Here is an 18,103-nt window from a genome sequence, read left to right on the forward strand (position 1 = left end):
CGCGAGTTCTCCACAGATCCGCCGAGCGCCGGTCGCGCAGGAGGGCCGGGGTCCACGCTGGACGCATGACGAAGATGACCGCGGCCGACCGCGAGGCGCCGCTTGCCGACGACATCCTCCTGACCGAGCGAATCGAGTTCCTGCTGCAGCGTGCCGGCACACGACAGCTGTGGATGATGTTCCTCGACGAGGACGACGTGCAGTCGCCCGTCCTCCTGCCTTGTGCGGGGCTGCCGGTGGATCCGGGCGAGCGGCTGCGGGGCGCGGAGGGCAGTACGGCGGCGGAGCTGCTCGCCGTCCGCGTCGCCGACCTGATGGCCGACCTCAGCCTCGCCCAGGCGGTGTTCGCGTGGGAGCGGCCGGGCGGACCGCGGATCGGCGACGAGGAGCGCGCCTGGGCCCGCGAGCTCGGTGCGGCATGCGCGGCCGAGGGCGCCCGCGTGCGCGCGCAGTTCCTCGTGCACGACCGCGGCGTGCGGGTGCTGGCCGCCGACGACTACGCGTGAGGACCGGGCCGGCCCGTGCTGCCGAGGTTCACGGCTCCGCGTCGCGGCGAAGGCCACAGCGTCGCGGCGATGCGATCCGCGAGTGCACCGATGGCCGCGGCGGCGGGGTCGTCGGGTGCGGCGGCGACGACCGGCGCCCCCGTGTCGCCGCCGGCGCGCAGCGGAGGGCTGAGCGGAATGGAGCCGAGCAGCGGCACGGTCTCGTCGCCGTCCGACAGAGTCTCGGCGGCTGCCGCTCCGCCACCCGTGCCGAAGAGGTCGAGCGTCTTCCCGTCGGGCAGGGTGAGCGGTGCCATGTTCTCGACGACGCCGAGCACATGCTGTCCGGTCTGGCGGGCGAGCGCGCCGCTGCGCACCGCGACGTCGGCTGCGGCGGGCTGCGGCGTCGTGACGACCAGCACTTCGGCGTTCGGCAGCAGCTGGCCCACCGTGATCGCGATGTCGCCCGTGCCGGGCGGCAGGTCGAGGAGCAGCACGTCGACGTCGCCGAAATGCACGTCCGTGAGGAACTGCTCCACCGTGCGGTGCAGCAGCGGGCCGCGCCAGGCGACGGGACGGTTCTCGTCGCCCTCGCGCAGGAACATCCCGATCGAGATCGTCTTCACGTCGTAGGCGATCGGCGGAAGGATCATGTCGTCGATGCGCGTGGGCCGCACGGTGTGGCCCGCAGCGTCGACGAGCCCCATGAGGCCGGGGATCGAGAAGCCGTGCACGTCGAGGTCGACGAGACCGACGCTCTTGCCACGCCGTGCGAGGGCGACAGCCAGGTTCGCCGTGACAGTCGACTTCCCCACACCGCCCTTGCCGCTCGTGACGGCGAGGATCGCCGGGCCGGCGGACGCCGTTCCGCGGCCCCGTCGGGTGCCGCGCAGGCGCTCGACGAGAGCGCCGCGCTCCCGGGGGTCCATCACTCCGACGCCGACGTGTGCCTCGGTGATGCCGGGAACCGCCGTCGCGGCGGCATGGACGTCGGCGGTGATGCGCTCCGACATCGGACACCCGACGACGGTGAGCACGATGTCGACATGTGCCACACCGTCCGACGACACCGTGACGCCCCGCACCATGTCGAGGCGCTCGATCGGCACGCGCAGCTCCGGGTCGACGACCGCGCCGACGGCGACGCGCACGGCGTCGTCGAGCGACGTCATGGCGTCGACTGCGGCTGGTCGGGCTGTTCGTCGAGCTGCTCGAGCAGCGCCTTCAGCTCCTGCCGCAGGGCCTCGCGAGTGAGGACCTCGCCCGCCAGTTCGGTCATCGACATGCGGAGTGCGACGATCTCCCGTGCGAGGTACTCGGTGTCTGCGAGATTGCGTTCAGCCCGCTGGCGGTCCTGCTCGATCTGCACGCGGTCTCGATCATCCTGCCGGTTCTGCGCCAACAGGATGAGGGGAGCGGCGTATGAGGCCTGCAGCGACAGCATCAGGGTGAGTGCAGTGAACCCGTTCGCGGCCGAGTCGAACCGCACCGCGGGCGGCATCAGGGTGTTCCATGCCAGCCACGCCGCGCAGAAGATCGTGAGCATCGCGAGGAACGCCGGTGTGCCCATCGCGCGCGCGACCCACTCGGTGAAGCGCCCGAACCTGTCGCGCGACGGCTGCACGGGGCGCCCGCGCATACCCGTCCGCCCGCGTGGCGCGTCGAGCCGCCCGCGATCGGCGTTGCGCGCCATCATCGCCGCCTCCGCACGGGCGGACCCGCCGCCGCCGGGGCGTGCTCGATGCTGTCCTGTGAGCGCCAGTCCTCCGGCAGCAGGTAGTCGAGCATGTCGTCGACGCTCACCGCGCCGACCAGCCGCTGCGCCGGATCGACGACCGGCATCGACACGAGGTTGTAACTGGCCAGGAGACGCGCGACCTCCGCCGCCGTCGCGGTCACCGGCACGGGATCCACGGTGTCGTCGATGATCGCACCGAGACGTTCGTGCGGCGGGTAGCGCAGCATCCGCTGGAAGTGCACCGTGCCGAGCAGGCGGCCGGTGGGAGTCTCGTAGGGAGGCAGGGTGATGAACACCGCCGCCGCGAGCGCCGGGTGCAGCTCGTGGCGCCGGATGAGGGCCAGCGCCTCGGCCACCGTCGCATCGGCGGGGAGCACGATGGGCTCGCTCGTCATGAGTCCGCCGGCGGTGTCGGGGCCGTACTTCAGGAGCGCGCGGACGTCCTCGGCCTCCTCGGGCTCCATGAGGTCGAGGAGCTTCTCAAGGCGGTTCTCGGGCAGCTGACCGAGCACGTCGGCGGCGTCATCCGGCTCCATCGCATCGAGGATGTCGGCGGCGCGCTCGTCGCCCAGCTGCTCGAGGATGTGCAGCTGCTCGTCCTCCGGCATCTCCTCGAGCGCATCGGCGAGCCGGTCGTCGGGCAACTCCTCGGCGACCTCGAGGAGGCGCTCATCGGGCAGGTCGAGAAGAGTGTTCGCGAGGTCGGCGGGCTTCAGCTCGGAGTAGGTCGCCACAAGACGCTCGGCCGACTGCGCCTCGCCCGGCGTCTGCTGCTCGCGCACGTCCTGCCAGGTCGCGAACGTCGTCGGGCCCTTGGCGAACGGGGACGCGCTCGTCTTCGGCTTGCGCAGGAAGAGCTGACTGACGTTCCACAGGCCGAGCCGGTCCTGTTCGATCGCGACGTCTTCGATGACGGCGTGGCCGCTGCCGTCGCGGAAGTAGACCTTGCGGCCGAGCAGCTCCGCCATGACGCGGACCTCACCGCCCCGCTGCTGGAAGCGGCGCACGTTGATGAGGCCGGTCGTGATGACCTGCCCGGTGGCGATCGAGGTGACGCGGCCGATGGAGAGGAACACGTTGCGGCGACCGGGGATCTCGACGACGAGACCCACGACTCGAGGAGGGTCGTCTTTGCGGTAGATCACGACGACGTCGCGAACCCGGCCCACGCGGTCACCCGCGGGGTCGAAGACCGTGCAGCCCGACAGCCGCGCGACGAAAACCCTCTGCGTGCTCACCGTCTCAGCGTAGCCGCCCGGCACCGCCCCTCAGAGACCGCGTCGGGGCTCATGACAAGATAGGGGGATGAGCATGCCCGGGATGCCGCAGGGTCGGGGTGGCGAGGTCGGCGAGACCGTCGCGAGCTTCCCGACGTACGAGGGTGCGCAGAAGGCCGTCTCGGCGCTCATCGCCGCCGACGTGCCCGCACGCGACATCGCGATCGTGGGGAGCGGGCTGCGGTCGGTGGAGCGTGTCACCGGCAAGCTCGGCTACGCCACGGCCGCCCGTCAGGGCGCGATCAACGGCCTGCTGCTGGGTCTGTTCTTCTCGGCGATCTTCCTGCTCGGAAACCCGTCGGTCGTCGTCGCGGTGTTCATCGGAGTCATGTTCGTGGGCGTCGCCCTCGGCATGCTGTTCAGCATCGGCGCGTACGCGATCGTGCGGCGTCGCCGCGACTTCGCGTCGGTCATGCAGGTGATCGCCGATCACTACGAGGTGACCGTCGTCGCATCGAGCATCCACCGCGCCCGGGAGGTGATGGGCGGCGGCGCTGCTCCGCCTGTCGCGCGTCCCGACGCACCCGCCCGCTCCGCAGCCGATGAGGGCGGCCCCCGCTACGGCGAACGGATCGCGCCGCCGGCGTACGGCGAGCGGACACCGGCCGAGCCGCCGCGCTACGGCGAGCGGATCACTCCCGCTCCGCCGGAGGAGTCCCCCGCGGAGACCGCGGGAAGTCCGGCCGGCACAGCGGAGGCTCCCGCCGATGCCGCGGGGGATCCTGCGGACACAGCGGAGGGTCCCGCGGACGCCGCAGAGGGTCCAGCGGATGCCGCGGACGGCCCCGCGCAGGAGCACCACCCGTCGGAACCCGATGACGCGGATCCGCGCGGCTCGGTGCCGGTGGGCGATGACTCCGCCGCTCCGAAGCGGGACGAGCCGGCGGATGACGACCGTCGCGACGCATGAGCTGACCGTCGAGGTCCCCCTGCCGGCGGGGACAGTGCCCGTCGATGCCGTCGTGCACGAGCCGACGCATCCGTCTGCCACGGTGATCGTCGCGCATGGCGCCGGCACGCGGCTCGACCACCCCTTCCTCACGGGCTTCGCCACGGCCGTCGCAGCGGCGGGCGTGCGCGCGGTGCTGTTCAACTTCCCGTACTCGCAGGCGGGCCGGCGGATGCCGGGGCCCGCCGCACACGCTGTCGCGGCCTGGCAGGCGGTGGTCGGCGCCGTCGGCGCGGGGGAGCGGCTCTTCGCCGCAGGGCGATCGTACGGCGGACGGATGGCGTCGATGGCCGCGGCGGAAGGCCTGATCGCGCCGGCCGGCCTCGTCTACCTCGGGTATCCGCTGCACCCGCCGGGACGTCCCGACAAGCCACGTGTCGAGCACCTCCCGCGCATCGAGGAGCCGCAGCTCTTCGTGTCGGGAACGCGCGATCCGTTCGTCGATCCGCACGAGCAGCTCGAGGCGGCGGTCGCCTCGTGCCATGACGCCACGCTGGAATGGGTCGAGGGCGCCGGCCACGGCTTCGAGGTGGCGCGCCGAAAGCGCCCGGCCGAGGAGATCGGCGCCGAGATGGCGGAGCGTGCGCTGCGCTGGATGCGCGATCGCGGCTGACGAGCGGAGGGTCAGTCGGTGCTCAGGAGCGCCGGCCCTGCACCCCGCCCTGCACCCCGCCCCGCACCCAGGCCTCGACCTCGTCGGCCGTCCGCGGGATCGCCGCCGACAGGTTCTCGACGCCGTCGGCGGTCACCAGGATGTCGTCCTCGATCCGCACGCCGATGCCGCGGTACTCCGCCGGCACCGTCTCATCGTCGATCTGGAAGTACAGGCCCGGCTCGATCGTGAACACCATCCCCGGCTCGAGGATGCCGTCGTAGTACATCTCCCGGCGCGCCTGCGCGCAGTCGTGCACGTCGATGCCGAGGTGATGGCTCGTGCCGTGCACCATGTAGCGACGGTGCTGACCGCCCTTGTCGGCGTCGAGCGCCTCCTCGGCGGTCACCGGGAGCAGACCCCACTTGGCCGTCCGCTCGGCGATGACCTGCATCGCCGTCTCGTGCACGCTGCGGAACGTCACCCCGGGACGCGCGTGCGCGAAGGCCGCGTCGGCCGCCTCCCGGACGGCCTCGTAGACCCGGCGCTGCACCTCAGTGAAGGTTCCCGACACCGGGATCGTCCGCGTGATGTCAGCCGTGTACAGACTGTCGACCTCGGCGCCGGCGTCGATGAGGATCATGTCGCCCGGCACCACGGCCCCGTCGTTGCGCGTCCAGTGCAGATAGCACGCGTGGGGCCCGGACGCGGCGATCGTGTCGTAGCCCTCCCAGTTGCCGTCGCTGCGCGCGCGCCGGTGGAAGACGCCCTCGACCACCCGCTCACCGCGCGGGTGGGCGATGATCGCCGGCAGCTCGGCCACGATGTCGTCGAAGCCCTGCGCCGTCACGTCGACGGCGTGGCGCATCTGCGCGATCTCGTATTCGTCCTTCACGAGCCGCAGCTCCGACACCGCGCTCGTGAGAGCGTCGTCCTCGCCGACCACCAGGTCCGCGTCGCTCGCGGTGAAGTCGTCGAGGTGCGCGGTGGCGAGGTCGAGGTCGGCAGCGACACCCGCCAGTGCCGGGCGCGGGCCGATCCAGAACTCGCCGACCGACGCATCCGAGTAGAACTCGGCCGTGGTCCGATCGGCCCGCTCACGGAAGTACAGGGTCACGTCGTGCCCGTCGGCGGTCGGCTCGAAGACGAGCTTCGCCCCCGGCTCGGCGTCGGCGGCCCACCCTGTCAGGTGCGTGAACGCGGAATGCGCGCGGAACGGGTAATCGGTGTCGTTGCTGCGCTGCTTCAACTCGCCCGCGGGGACCACCAGGCGCTTGCCCGGGAATCGGGCCGACAGGGCCGCACGCCGCTGCGCCGCGAACGGCGCCTGGTCGCGACGCGGCGGAACCGACTCCGGCCGGTCGGCCCATCCCGTCGAGATCGTGTCGAGGAAGCCCTGCGGGAACGGCTGACGCCGGTTCTGGCTCGTCGTCGTGCGCTCGGCCGTTCCGGTGGACTCTTCCGAAGTCGTGCTCATCCCTCCAGTCTCGCACGCGCGCCTGGGTCGTTGCCGGGCGCCCGAGCCGGGAGCGCGCGCTACTTCGCCGGATCCAGCTGCACGACGAGCGGCCGGTGATCGCTGCCGCTGCCATCCATCGACGTCAGCACGACCGAGCCGACCGGGGTCCATGCATCCGTCGCCATCACATGGTCGATCGGCGCGCCCGCAAGCGCCGGCATCGATGTCGGCCACGTGCCGACCCCGCCGTTGCCGGTGGCCGACACCGCGTCGCGGCAGCGCCCCATGGTGCCGTCGTCCACACCGAAGCCCGCCATGTGATCGACGGTCGCGTTGAAGTCGCCGGCGAGGATGACATCCCCCGACGCGCACTGGTCGGCGATCCACTGCAGATCGTGGCGCCAGCTGTCCATGTAATGCTCACGCGGCGCCACCGCATGAGCCGCCACGATCGTCGGACCGGATCCGTCCACCGGCATCGCCACCGCCGACGGCACCGTCGAGGTGTTGCTCGTGCCGTCGGCCGACGACTCGATCACGGAGTACGTCCCGAGGTCGGGGGAGATGAGCATCGTCGTCGAGCTCGCATCCCAGCCGTGGGCGCCATACTGGGTGTGGTACGCCCACATGCGGTGCCCGAGGCCCCGCATAGCCACGGCGACCTCCTCACCCGTCTCGATCGTGGTCTCCGGCAGCGTCACGATGTCGGCATCCATCGCCACGGCCGTGCGGGCGATGGCCTCCGGCGAGGTGGCCGAGCCCGCCGTGTTCCACGTCATCACCCGGATGCTCCCCTCGCCCTTCGCGGGGAGCGCATCGGTGCCCGTGCCACGGGCGAGGACGATGGTGCCGCCTGCCGCCGTCGCGAGGAACATGACGAGGGCGAGGGATGCGGCGAACCCGCGGATCGGTCGGATGAGCATGAGCAGCAGCATCAGCACGAGCAGCGCGGCGAAGCCGAGGACGATCACGCCCCGGAAGGAGATGACCTGGGCGATCGGAAACACCCGCTCGAGGTGGAAGAACTGCGGCCAGGTCAGGACCGCCGCGCCGATCGCGCACAGCACGGTCGCGAGGATCCCGAGGAGGCGAAGCACGACCGCGACTCTATGTCAGCAGGCTGTGAGATCGGCGCACGCGCTACCCTCGGACAATGGCGTTGCACTCGTTCAGCGGACCGAGCGACCTGCATCTTCACTCCGAACGTTCGGACGGTACGCAGCCGCCCGCCGAGGTGATCCGCTCGGCCCACGAGCACGGCCTGCGCACCGTCGCCCTCACCGACCACGACACGACGTCGGGATGGGCGGAGGCAGCCTCCGCCGCCACGTCGCTCGGCATGACGTTCCTGCCCGGCATGGAGATGTCGGCGAAGTACGAGTGGCGCAGCGTACATGTGCTCGCGTACCTCATCGACCCCGACGATGCGGCGCTGCGGGCGATGACCGATCGCGTGCGCGGCTCGCGCATGGACCGCGCCCGCACGATGGCCGATCGCATCGCCCGCGACTACGACCTCGGCTGGGACGACATCGTCGCCCAGACGAGCGACGGGGCGACCGTGGGCCGCCCGCACATCGCCGACGCGCTCGTCGCGAAGGGCCACGTGCGCGACCGCACCGAGGCCTTCGCCGGCATCCTGCACCCCGGCGGGGACTACTACGTCTCCCTCTACTCGCCGGACCCCGTCACCGCGGTCTCCCTCGTCGCCGAGGCCGGGGGAGTGCCCATCGTCGCCCACCCCGCCGGGCGCGCCGGCGTGTTGCCCGCCCCCCTGCTGAAGAAGATGCTCGACGCGGGCCTCGCGGGCTTCGAACTCGGGCATCGCGAGAACAGGCTGAGCGGGGTCCGCACCCTCCGACGGCTCGTCGAGGCGCACGATCTCATCGTCACCGGCTCGAGCGACTACCACGGCGCCGGCAAGCCGAACGTGCCGGGAGAGAACACGACGGCCGACGACATGGTCGCCCGGATCATCGACCGCGGAACCGGAAGCGCCCCCGTCTTCGGCTGAGCGAAGACAGGGGCGCAGGCGGCTGCGGCGCCTCAGGCTCAGGCGCCCTGGGCGGGGCTTCCCGACGTGCGGCGCCGACGGCGACGGCGACGTGCGGCGGCCGGCTTGCCGTCGCGGTGCTCCTTGCCGGCGCCGTCGTGCGTGCCGGCTCCCTCGGTGGGCTCCTCGGAGCCGTCGACGGATGCGTCGGCCGCGGGAGCCGCGTCCTCCTCGAACGTCGCCCCGACCCGGTCGGACCCACCCGCGCGGCGGCGGCGCCGACGGCGCTTCGTGCCCGCCTCGCCCTCGGCCGCGGCATCCGCCGCGTCGGCCGCGCTGGCGGCAGGCCGCTGCGTCTTGACGGACTTGGTCTTGGGCGCCGTGACGATCCGGCCCTTGGTGCCCTCGGGGATGTCGAGATCGGCGTACAGGTGCGGGCTCGAGGAATACGTCTCGACCGGCTCCGGCTTGCCGAAGTCCAGGGCGCGGTTGATGAGGGCCCACTTGTGCAGGTCCTCCCAGTCCACGAACGTCACGGCGATGCCGGTCTTGCCGGCGCGGCCCGTGCGCCCGGCGCGGTGCAGGTACGCCTTCTCGTCGTCGGGGATCGTGTGGTTGATGACGTGCGTGACGTCGTCGACGTCGATGCCGCGGGCGGCGACATCCGTCGCGATCAGCACATCCTTCTTGCCGGCCTTGAACGCCGCCATCGAGCGCTCGCGCGCCTCCTGGCTCATGTCGCCGTGGACGGCGCCGGCGTTGAAGCCGCGGTCGTTCAGCTCGTCGACGAGCTTCTGCGCGGCGCGCTTCGTGCGGGTGAAGATCACCGTCTTGCCGCGCCCGTTCGCCTGCAGGATGCGGGCGATGACCTCGTCCTTGTCCAGCGAGTGAGCGCGGTAGACGAGGTGGTCGATGTTCGCCTGGGTGAGGCCCTCATCGGGGTCGTTCGCCCGGATGTGGATGGGGCTCGACATGAACCGCCGCGCGAGCGCCACGATCGGGCCGGGCATGGTCGCGGAGAACAGCTGCGTGTGCCGGATCGCCGGCACCTTCTGGAAGATCTTCTCGATGTCGGGTAGGAACCCGAGGTCGAGCATCTTGTCGGCCTCGTCGAGCACGACCTCGGTCGCATGCGACAGGTCGAGCAGGCGCTGGCCGGCGAGGTCGATCAGGCGGCCGGGGGTGCCCACGACGATCTGCGCTCCCGCGCGCAGCTGCTCGATCTGCCCCTCGTACGCCTTGCCGCCGTAGATCGCGACGACCGAGGTGGAGCGGTTCGAGGTCAGCATGTCCATGTCCTCGTACACCTGCACCGCGAGCTCGCGGGTGGGCACGACGACGAGGGCCTTCACGCCGGGCTCGGGTTCGAGGCCGAGGCGCTGGACGATCGGGATGCCGAAGCCGAACGTCTTCCCGGTGCCGGTCTTCGCCTGGCCGATGATGTCCTGGCCGGGGAGGCTGAGCGGGATCGTCTGCTCTTGGATGGGGAACGAGTCGGTGATGCCGCGGGCCTGAAGCGCCTCGACGATGTCCTGATCGACGCCGAGTTCGGCGAAAGTCGTCACGATGTGTATGCCTGTCTGATTCGAGAGCAGCCCGTCAGGGCCGCCGGATGGAGGTCCACGCCGTCTCATCGTCTGCAGGCGCGGCGGTCCCGATCCGTCGCCGGGACGGCACGAGTCTACCGGAGGCGGCGTCGCACGCCCCGGTGCGCCGTCTGCGGCGCGCCTTCCGCTTCGCGATCCGGGCCGTAGGCTGTATCGCGTGTTCGGGTGGTGGAAGAGACGAGGCCCCGCTGAGCGCACGCTGCGGCTGCGCTCCCGCGGTGACATCGGCGACGCGACCCGCGTCGCCTTCGAAGACCTGGCGCCCGACATCGACACGTTCCTCGGCCAGGCGGCCTATCTGCAGCTCGGCTACTTCGAGACGCTCAGCGAGCTCATCGCCGCCACGCCGGCGCTCGCGCACAAGGAAGCGCTCTCCCGCGCTGCCGGCGCGGCGCTGACGAAGCACCAGGAGATCGTGGGCCTCATCCGTGAGCGGGGCGGCGATCCCACGGATCTCATGCTGCCGTTCCGGGAGCCGCTCGACGAGTTCCGGGCGGCGACCCACGGAGTTCGCCCCCAGGAGACGATGCTGTCGGTGCACATCACCGCCGGGATGCTCGACGACTTCTACGATGCGCTGTCGGGAAGCTACGGAGAGCCGGGCGCCCGCGTCGCCCGCGTCCTGCAGGCCGATGACGACCGTCAGGCGATCGTCGAGCTCGTAGCGGAGGCGATCGCAGGCGACGAGGAACTGCGCTCGCTGCTGGCGATGTGGGGGAGGCGCCTGGTCGGCGACACCATCCTCATCGCGCGCGGCGCGTTGCGCGCCCGCGCGCTCGACGCCGCCGAGGAGGAGCAGGTCGAGCCGGTCTTCACGGGGCTGCTCTCCGCGCACGCGCGGCGCATGGAGGCGATGGGCCTCACCGCCTGACGCGTCGTCTCAGGCGAGGCCGAGCCGCTTCCGCTCCCGTGCGTCGTGGGCCCGACGCATCCGGGTCGTGACGGCGAGGACGACGAAGACGGCCGCGGTGGGCACGCCGAACGAGAGGAGCCACAGCCACGGGTTGTCCAGGGCGAGGCCCGCCCACGTGAGGACCGTCCAGAGCGCGCCGCCGAGCACCGCGCCGACCATCGGTGCGAGCACCGGCCCGCGCGAGTCGCGCGCCGGCATCGTGAAGTGCGCGAGCGCGCCGATCGCCGCCCCGTAGATCAGGGCGAGGACGATCTGCATCAGGCGACGAACCCGACGCGGCGCACGTCCTCGGTGCCGAGCTCGACATACGCGAGATTCGCCGTCGGGACGATGTACGCGTTGCCCTTGTCATCGGTGAACGTGATGTGCGTCGCCCCCGACTCGAGCGCCGAGGTGACGGTCGTGCGGACGGCGTCCGCCGCCTGGTCGGTCTCGAAGTTCAGCTCACGTCCGGTGTTCACGATGCCGATGCGGATCTCCACGGATCACTGCCTTTCTGTGCCGTGCTGGCGGTCTTGTCGCGGGCGGTCCGGAACGACCTCCGGTGGCGCGCGGGTACCGCAACTCTACGACACGACGCCACGGCGACCGGCGCCGCGGGCGCACGCTGTCCGCGAACGGATGACGCGTCCGGTGTCGTCGGCACGCGATAGCGTGGCGGGGCGATGACACAGCACGACCCGAACACTGCGGAGCCCGCACTCGATCCCGCGCAGCGCGCCGTCGTCGACCTGCCCCTCGATGCTTCGGGGACCGTGGTCGGCGCGCCCGGCACCGGCAAGACGACCGCGCTCGTCGAGCGGGCACGCGCGCTCGTCGCCGCAGGGGTGAGCGCGGACGACATCCTCGTGCTGACGCCGAGCCGGCAGACGGCGACGGCCCTGCGCGATCGCCTCGGCCTCGCGGTGGGCGGCGCCACCGCCGGTGCGCTCGCCCACTCGGTGGCCTCGTTCGCCTTCCGCCTCGTCCGTGGCGCCGAGGTCCACGCCGGCGGGGAGCCGCCGCGTCTGCTGACGGGCGGCGACGAGGACCAGATCATCGCCGACCTCCTCAACGGCGACGCCGACGACGAGGTCGGCGGCGGCGGCCGCTGGCCGGAGTGGCTGGGGCCCGAGGTCCGGGGAACGAAGGGCTTCCGCAGCGAGGTGCGCACGTTCCTCGCAGAATGCATCAGCCTCGGCATCGACCCGCGGCGGCTGCAGCAGCTCGGGCAGCGCAACGGCGTCGAGGTCTGGTCGTCGATGGCCGCGTTCTTCGCCGAATACCTGCAGGTGCGCGCCGATATGCGCGGTGCGCACCGCGACGCCGCCGGACTCGTCCGCGAGGCCGTGTCGCTGCTCCGCTCCGCCGAAGCCGCCGACACCGCGGCACTCGGCGCCTTCACACACCTCCGCGCGATCCTCGTCGACGATGCGCAGGAGCTCACGCTCGGCGGGGTGGAGCTGCTCGAGGCGTGCCGGCTGCGCGGCGTCCCCGCGATCGCGTTCGGGGACCCCGATGTCGGCGCGGGCGCCTTCCGCGGGGCGACCCCCGAGAACTTCGCCCGGCTCACGGCGCTGCTCGGCCCCGTGCACGTGCTGTCCGAACCTCATCGCGGCAGCCCCGCCGTGGTCGATCTCATCCGCAGCGTCACTGCGCACATCGGCACCTCCGGAGGGGTGGCGCACCGGCGGCCGCCGGTCGGGGGTGCCGACAGCGGCGGCCTGACGACGATGCTCGCCCGCTCGCAGGCCGAGGAGTACGACGTCGTCGCGCGGCTGCTGCGGGAACGTCACGTGCGAGACGGCATCCCGTGGCACCGCTGCGCGGTGATCGCCCATGACACCCGCCAGGTGGCGGCACTCGAGGCGGAGCTCAGCGCCCGGGAGGTTCCCGCGCGCTCGACCGGTCCAGGCCTCGCGCTCGGCGCCCTCCGGCCGGTGCAGGACATGCTCCGGCTCGTGGAGCTCGCCGCGGTCGACCCCGACGAGTGGACCGCACCGGCGGTGTCCGACGTCCTCCTCGGGGTCGCCGGCGACCTCGACCCCGTGCAGCTGCGGCGGCTGCGCACGGCGCTGCGCCACGAGGAGCTGCGTTCGGGCGGCGAGCGCACCGCCACGCAGCTGCTGGTCGACGGGTTCCGGCATCCCATCGAACTCGACCTCGTCGACCTGCGCGAGGCCCGCCGAGCGGCCCGGCTCGCACGGACCGTCGCCGATGTGCGCCGAGGACTCGACGAGGGGGCGACCGCCCATGAGCTCCTGTGGACGGTCTGGGAGGCGTCGGGTCTCGCTCGTACCTGGTCGCAGGCGGCGCGCGGCACCGGGCCGCTCGCCGAGCAGGCGAACCGTGACCTCGACGCCGTCGTCGCGCTGTTCCAGGCGGCGAAGAGATTCGGCGAGCGTCAGGATGTCGCGGCCGGAGACGCGATGGTGTTCGTCCGCTCCATCCTGCACACCGATGTCGCCGAGGACCGGCTCGAGGCGGCGGCCTCGGCGGAAGGTTCTGTCGCGGTCCTGACACCGGCCGGCGCGCTGGGGACGGAGTACGACACCGTCGTGCTCGCGGGCGTGCAGGACGGCGTGTGGCCGAACACGCGCCTACGGGGGAGCCTCCTCGACACCTGGCGCCTCGCCGACGCCCTCCTGCGGGCCCCCGGTGACGGCGGCGCCCCCGACGTGCTCGACCGCCGCCGCCAGGCGATGCACGACGAGCTTCGGCTCTTCGTCCGCGCGGCGTCCCGCGCCCAGACCCGCCTTGTCGTCACGGCCGTCGACGACGACGACACCGGGCCGAGCCCCTTCTTCGAGTTCCTTCCCGCCCCGACGGCGCCCGGAGCGCTCGCCGAGCATCCGCTGTCGCTGCGCGGCCTCGTGGCGCGCCACCGCCGCGCGCTCACCGATCCACGCGGCATGCCGGAGTCGCGACGCCACGCCGCCGGCCAGCTCGCGGTGCTGGCCGACGCCGGAGTGGCCGGCGCCCGGCCGGCGGAGTGGTACGGCATCGCCGAGCCGAGTTCCACCGCGCCCCTGCGCGATCTCGCCCGCGAAGACGTGCGGGTCTCTCCGTCTCGCCTCGAGGCGCTGGAGACCTGCCAGCTCAACTGGGTCATCGCCGATCTCGGCGGCGACCCGGGAGGAGCCACGGCGGGCCTCGGAACCATCATCCACGCGGCGCTCGAGCACGCCGACGGCGCTCCCGACGAGCAGGCCCTGTGGGACCTGGTCGCGCAGCGGTGGGGGGAGCTCGAATTCGAGGCCGCCTGGGTCGACCGCGCGACCGAGCGGCAGGCGCGCGACCTCGTGCGACGCCTGCACGCGTACCTGCGGCGCTTCGAAGGGACGGGGGGAGTGCTGCTCGACGCCGAGCCGCACTTCGAGGTGCCCATCGCGATCGACGACAGCGGTGAGCACGGCGCGATCCTCAGCGGCTACATCGACCGGGTCGAGCGGCGTCCCGACGGCACCGTCGTGATCGTCGACCTCAAGACGGGGAAGAACGAGCCGCAGACAGATGCCAAGGTCGCCGAGAACCCGCAGCTCGCCGCCTACCAGCTGGCGTTCGAATCGGGCGCGATCGCGGGGACCGAGGGGCTGTCGGCGGGAGGGGCCAAACTCCTCGTCCTGCGCCCGAGCGCGAAGGGCAAGGACTACGCCGAGCCGTGGCAGCCGCCGTTCGACGACGAGAGCCGCGCGGCGTTCCTCGGCCGCATCCGTTCCGCCGTCGACGTGATGCGCTCGACCCTCTTCACAGCCCCGTTCGAGGAGCACTGCCGCGACGAGCACTCGTACGGGCTGTGCCGCATCCACACCATCGGGGCGGTGAGCGCCTCGTGACCGGCGCCCTCCTCTCCCCGGCCGTGATCGCCGCCGCGCTCGGCCAGTTCCCGCCCACCGACGAGCAGGCTGCCGTCATCGCCTCCCCGCTGGCGCCCGCCCTCGTCGTGGCGGGCGCCGGCAGCGGAAAGACCGAGACGATGGCCGGCCGGGTCGTGTGGCTCGTGGCCAACGGCCTCGTGCGTCGCGACGAGGTGCTCGGCCTGACGTTCACGCGCAAGGCCGCCGGCGAGCTGGCCGAGCGCATCGCACGCCGCCTGGCCCGCCTCGCCGAGTTCGAGCGGCGCGGGCTCGTGCCGCATCTTCCTGCCCTGCACGCCGCGGGGGCGCTCGACGTGTTCGCGCGCCTCGACGGCGCGCCGGATGCCGCCCGGCACGCCGCGCTCGACGCGCTCGCCGCACGGGTCGGGGCGCACCCGGTCGACGACGACGGCGAACTGCTTCTTCATCGCCCGACCGTGGCGACGTACAACAGCTTCGCCGACGGCATCGTCCGCGAGCACGCCGTGCGCATCGGACGCGATCCCGAGGCCGCGCTCCTGAGCGAATCGGCCGCGTGGCTGCTCATGCGCCGGGTCGTGTACGGCAGCGACGACGAGCGCCTGGAGGGGGTCGACCGGTCGGTGCACGGGGTCATCGACGCCGCGCTGCGGATCGCGCGCGACAGCGTCGACAACCTCGCCGACCTCGACGACCTCGCCGCGTTCCCCGCCCAGTTCCGCAGCGTGTGCGACCTGCCCAGCGAGAACAGCCGCACGAGCGTGTACGCGGATGTCGCGACGGCCGCCGCCAACGTCGACGCGCTCGAGCTGCTCGTGGAACTCGCCCGCGTGTACAACGCCGAGAAGCGGCGTCTGGGGGTCCTGGACTTCTCCGACCAGGTCGCCGGCGCCCGTCAGATCGTGCAGGGGCACCCGGCGGTGGCCACCGAGATCCGTGACCGGTTCCGCGTCGTCCTCCTCGACGAGTACCAGGACACCTCGGTCGTGCAGACGGAGCTCCTGTCGACCCTCTTCGCGGGGGCCGCCGTGATGGCGGTGGGCGATCCCCATCAGGCGATCTACGGGTGGCGGGGGGCGAGCGCCGGCAACCTCGCCGGCTTCGCGGCGGCCTTCGCCCCGGACGGCGCCTGTGGGTCGTTCTCGCTCCTGACCAGCTGGCGCAACAGCGCGGGCGTGCTGCGTGCGGCGGCGGCCGTGCTCGCACCCCTCGCCGCCGAGTCGCCCGTCGCGGTGGGCGAGCTGCGCGCGCGCCCGGGCGCGCCCGAAGGCGAGCTCGAGATCGTCGCCGCGGCCGACCTCGACGCGGAAGCCGATCGCGTCGCCGCCTGGTTCGCACGCGTGCGCGACGACCGGGCGCGGGCCGGACGATCGACGACCGGTGCCGTGCTGTTCCGCAGCAAGAAGCACATGGTGCGGTTCGGCGACGCCCTGGCGGCCCGCGGCATCCCGCACCGCATCCTGGGGCTCGGCGGCCTGCTCGCCACGCCCGAGGTGGTCGACGTGGTCAGCGCGCTGCGGGTCATCAGCGACCCGCGCGCCGGGTCGGCCCTCATCCGGCTCCTCGCCGGCCCGCGCTGGCGGATCGGCCTGGCCGATCTGCGCGAGCTGGAGCGTCTCTCGCGCCGGATCGCCGAGCACGACACCGCGCTGCAGCGCCTCGACGCGGCGATCGTGGAACGCATCCGCACGTCCTCGGGCGACGATCAAGGCTCGCTCATCGACGCGCTCGACTTCGTGCACCGGGCGCCCGACGATCACTCCTGGCTCGCGGGACTCACGCCCGTCGCCCGGGAGCGCCTGCGCGACGCGGCGGCCGTGTTCGCCGGTCTGCGCCGCTGTGCCGCCCTTCCGATCGCCGAACTCGTCCGTCTGGTCGAGCTCGAGCTGCGACTCGACGTCGAGCTCGCGGCCAACGAGATGCGCGGCCCCGCCCGCATCGCGTCGGCCCAGCTGCGCGCGTTCGTCGACGAGGTGCACGCGTTCCTCGCCGCCGACGAGACGGGATCGCTGTCGAGCCTCCTTGCCTGGCTCGACCACGCCGAGCAGCTCGACGAGTTCGCCCCGCGCACCGAGCCGCCCGAAGACGACGTCGTGCAGCTGCTGACGATCCACGGCTCCAAGGGACTGGAATGGGATGCCGTGGCCGTCGTGCGGATGGTCGACGGCGAGCTTCCCACGGCGGCCAAGGACACCAAGGCGTGGCTCGGCTTCGGCGTGCTGCCGTACCGGTTCCGCGGAGACGCACATTGGCTGCCGGAGTTCGCGTGGCGGGGCGCTGCGACCCAGCAGGAGGTGAAGCGCGCGCTCGACGACTTCGTCGCGGCGAACCGTCGACGCCAGGTGCAGGAGGATCGCCGGCTCGCCTACGTCGCCGTCACGCGGGCCCGCGAGCACCTTCTGCTGAGCGGTTCCCCGTGGGCCGGCACCGCGAAGCCCCGTGCGCACAGCCCGTTCCTCCTCGAGATCGCCGACGCCCTCGGCCGGCCGCTTCCCGAGGGAGATCCCGGCGAGAACCCGTACCTCGGTCAGCGTCGTCTGCTGCAGTGGCCGATGGATCCGCTCGGCGCCCGCCGCCCCCGGGTGGAGCAGGCCGCTGCCGCGGTCGAGGCGGCCCTCGCGCGCCCGCACCCCGAGCCGGACGACGACCTCGAACTGCTGCTGGCGGAGTGCGATGCGCGACTGCGCCCGCCGGCGGTCCGCGCTCCCGTGCGCATCCCCGCATCGCGGTACAAGGACTTCGTCGCCGACTACGACGGCGCCGTGGCGGCCGTGGCCCGGCCGATGCCCGAGCGGCCGTACCGGCAGACCCGGCTGGGGACGCTGTTCCACGCCTGGGTGGAGCGCCGCTCCGGCCTCGTCGGCGCGTCGGGGTCACTCGACGACACGCTGTGGGACGGCGAGGAGGACGACGCGTCGCTGGCGCCCGCGGACGAGGAGGCGCTGCAGGCGCTGAAGTCGGCCTTCGAGAAGTCCGAGTGGGCGAGCCTGAAGCCGATCGCCGTGGAGACCGAGATCGACTTCCGCTTCACCGGGCTCGACGACCGCGAACATCTCGCGATCTGCAAGCTCGATGCGGTGTACCGACACGGCGAGCGGATCGAGATCGTGGACTGGAAGACCGGCGCGCCGCCGCGCGACGCCGCCTCGCGGCAGTCACGGATGCTGCAGCTCGAGCTCTACCGTCGGGCATACCACGAGAAGCACGGCACGCCCCTCGAGCTCATCGACGTGACGCTGTACTACGTCGCTCACGACCTCGTCCTGCGCGGCTGA

15 protein-coding genes are annotated in these 18,103 nt (G+C 72.4%); 7 read left to right on the forward strand and 8 right to left on the reverse strand.

All coding sequences use genetic code 11. The features are described from left to right. The first annotated feature begins 65 nt into the window (after positions 1 to 65). Entirely contained in the window at positions 66 to 506 is a 441-nt protein-coding gene (locus AC3RX1_RS05200; RefSeq protein WP_491500182.1) for a hypothetical protein, read from the forward strand. Here the strand turns inward: AC3RX1_RS05200 and AC3RX1_RS05205 are convergent. From AC3RX1_RS05205 to AC3RX1_RS05215, 3 genes are read right to left on the reverse strand one after another with little or no spacing between them, the layout of a single operon-like run. Further along, positions 497 to 1,657: a P-loop NTPase gene (locus tag AC3RX1_RS05205; RefSeq protein ID WP_491500183.1), complete on the reverse strand. Its 1,161-nt coding sequence runs from the start codon at positions 1,655 to 1,657 to the stop codon at positions 497 to 499. The two genes, AC3RX1_RS05200 and AC3RX1_RS05205, sit on opposite strands and share 10 nt — an antisense overlap. Further along, positions 1,654 to 2,178 (reverse strand): DUF1003 domain-containing protein, encoded by a 525-nt coding sequence (locus tag AC3RX1_RS05210; protein ID WP_491500551.1) that lies wholly within the window; start codon positions 2,176 to 2,178, stop codon positions 1,654 to 1,656. Before AC3RX1_RS05210 ends, AC3RX1_RS05205 begins: the two co-directional genes overlap by 4 nt. After that, entirely contained in the window at positions 2,178 to 3,461 is a 1,284-nt protein-coding gene (locus AC3RX1_RS05215) for a magnesium transporter (RefSeq protein WP_491500184.1), read from the reverse strand. Before AC3RX1_RS05215 ends, AC3RX1_RS05210 begins: the two co-directional genes overlap by 1 nt. 67 nt (positions 3,462 to 3,528) lie before the next feature. On the opposite strand from AC3RX1_RS05215, the gene AC3RX1_RS05220 reads away from it, so the two are divergent. Both AC3RX1_RS05220 and AC3RX1_RS05225 read left to right on the forward strand, forming a co-directional pair. Further along, positions 3,529 to 4,410: a YflT domain-containing protein gene (locus tag AC3RX1_RS05220; RefSeq protein ID WP_491500185.1), complete on the forward strand. Its 882-nt coding sequence runs from the start codon at positions 3,529 to 3,531 to the stop codon at positions 4,408 to 4,410. Further along, positions 4,388 to 5,062, forward strand: a complete 675-nt coding sequence (locus AC3RX1_RS05225; RefSeq protein ID WP_491500186.1) for an alpha/beta hydrolase family protein — start codon at positions 4,388 to 4,390, stop codon at positions 5,060 to 5,062. Before AC3RX1_RS05220 ends, AC3RX1_RS05225 begins: the two co-directional genes overlap by 23 nt. Before the next feature lie 22 nt (positions 5,063 to 5,084). Here the strand turns inward: AC3RX1_RS05225 and AC3RX1_RS05230 are convergent, their stop codons facing one another. Further along, positions 5,085 to 6,518 carry an aminopeptidase P family protein gene (locus AC3RX1_RS05230; protein WP_491500187.1) on the reverse strand — a complete coding sequence of 478 codons (1,434 nt, stop codon included), beginning with the start codon at positions 6,516 to 6,518 and terminating at the stop codon, positions 5,085 to 5,087. Between the two features lie 59 nt (positions 6,519 to 6,577). Further along, complete coding sequence (locus AC3RX1_RS05235; protein ID WP_491500188.1) at positions 6,578 to 7,597, reverse strand: endonuclease/exonuclease/phosphatase family protein; 1,020 nt, start codon at positions 7,595 to 7,597, stop codon at positions 6,578 to 6,580. 56 nt (positions 7,598 to 7,653) lie between these two features. Between AC3RX1_RS05235 and AC3RX1_RS05240 the strand changes: the two genes are divergently transcribed. Continuing rightward, positions 7,654 to 8,514: a PHP domain-containing protein gene (locus tag AC3RX1_RS05240; protein ID WP_491500189.1), complete on the forward strand. Its 861-nt coding sequence runs from the start codon at positions 7,654 to 7,656 to the stop codon at positions 8,512 to 8,514. Between the two features lie 38 nt (positions 8,515 to 8,552). On the opposite strand, the gene AC3RX1_RS05245 is transcribed toward AC3RX1_RS05240, so the two are convergent. Further along, entirely contained in the window at positions 8,553 to 10,058 is a 1,506-nt protein-coding gene (locus AC3RX1_RS05245; protein WP_491500190.1) for a DEAD/DEAH box helicase, read from the reverse strand. A gap of 199 nt (positions 10,059 to 10,257) precedes the next feature. Between AC3RX1_RS05245 and AC3RX1_RS05250 the strand changes: the two genes are divergently transcribed. Further along, entirely contained in the window at positions 10,258 to 10,971 is a 714-nt protein-coding gene (locus AC3RX1_RS05250) for a ferritin-like fold-containing protein (protein ID WP_491500191.1), read from the forward strand. Positions 10,972 to 10,980: 9 nt separating this feature from the next. Here the strand turns inward: AC3RX1_RS05250 and AC3RX1_RS05255 are convergent, their stop codons facing one another. Together AC3RX1_RS05255 and AC3RX1_RS05260 are read right to left on the reverse strand one after the other, a co-directional pair. Next, positions 10,981 to 11,271 carry a GlsB/YeaQ/YmgE family stress response membrane protein gene (locus AC3RX1_RS05255; RefSeq protein ID WP_491500192.1) on the reverse strand — a complete coding sequence of 97 codons (291 nt, stop codon included), beginning with the start codon at positions 11,269 to 11,271 and terminating at the stop codon, positions 10,981 to 10,983. Then, on the reverse strand, positions 11,271 to 11,495 hold the full coding sequence (locus tag AC3RX1_RS05260) for a DUF3107 domain-containing protein (RefSeq protein WP_491500193.1): 225 nt from the start codon (positions 11,493 to 11,495) through the stop codon (positions 11,271 to 11,273). The genes AC3RX1_RS05255 and AC3RX1_RS05260 overlap by 1 nt, the downstream gene beginning before the upstream one ends. A gap of 183 nt (positions 11,496 to 11,678) precedes the next feature. Between AC3RX1_RS05260 and AC3RX1_RS05265 the strand changes: the two genes are divergently transcribed. Together AC3RX1_RS05265 and AC3RX1_RS05270 are read left to right on the forward strand one after the other, a co-directional pair. Continuing rightward, complete coding sequence (locus AC3RX1_RS05265; RefSeq protein WP_491500194.1) at positions 11,679 to 14,828, forward strand: ATP-dependent helicase; 3,150 nt, start codon at positions 11,679 to 11,681, stop codon at positions 14,826 to 14,828. After that, positions 14,825 to 18,103: an ATP-dependent DNA helicase gene (locus AC3RX1_RS05270; protein WP_491500195.1), complete on the forward strand. Its 3,279-nt coding sequence runs from the start codon at positions 14,825 to 14,827 to the stop codon at positions 18,101 to 18,103. Before AC3RX1_RS05265 ends, AC3RX1_RS05270 begins: the two co-directional genes overlap by 4 nt.

This window comes from Microbacterium altimontanum (genome assembly GCF_058349865.2).

Excerpts from the sequence above, each read along its gene's own strand:
- AC3RX1_RS05255 (WP_491500192.1), bottom strand. The coding sequence starts at position 11,271 with ATGCAGATCGTCCTCGCCCTGATCTACGGGGCGGCGATCGGCGCGCTC.
- AC3RX1_RS05205 (WP_491500183.1), bottom strand. The coding sequence starts at position 1,657 with ATGACGTCGCTCGACGACGCCGTGCGCGTCGCCGTCGGCGCGGTCGTC.
- AC3RX1_RS05220 (WP_491500185.1), top strand. The coding sequence starts at position 3,529 with ATGAGCATGCCCGGGATGCCGCAGGGTCGGGGTGGCGAGGTCGGCGAG.
- AC3RX1_RS05225 (WP_491500186.1), top strand. The coding sequence starts at position 4,388 with ATGACGACCGTCGCGACGCATGAGCTGACCGTCGAGGTCCCCCTGCCG.
- AC3RX1_RS05200 (WP_491500182.1), top strand. The coding sequence starts at position 66 with ATGACGAAGATGACCGCGGCCGACCGCGAGGCGCCGCTTGCCGACGAC.
- AC3RX1_RS05265 (WP_491500194.1), top strand. The coding sequence starts at position 11,679 with ATGACACAGCACGACCCGAACACTGCGGAGCCCGCACTCGATCCCGCG.
- AC3RX1_RS05230 (WP_491500187.1), bottom strand. The coding sequence starts at position 6,518 with ATGAGCACGACTTCGGAAGAGTCCACCGGAACGGCCGAGCGCACGACG.
- AC3RX1_RS05240 (WP_491500189.1), top strand. The coding sequence starts at position 7,654 with ATGGCGTTGCACTCGTTCAGCGGACCGAGCGACCTGCATCTTCACTCC.
- AC3RX1_RS05210 (WP_491500551.1), bottom strand. The coding sequence starts at position 2,178 with ATGGCGCGCAACGCCGATCGCGGGCGGCTCGACGCGCCACGCGGGCGG.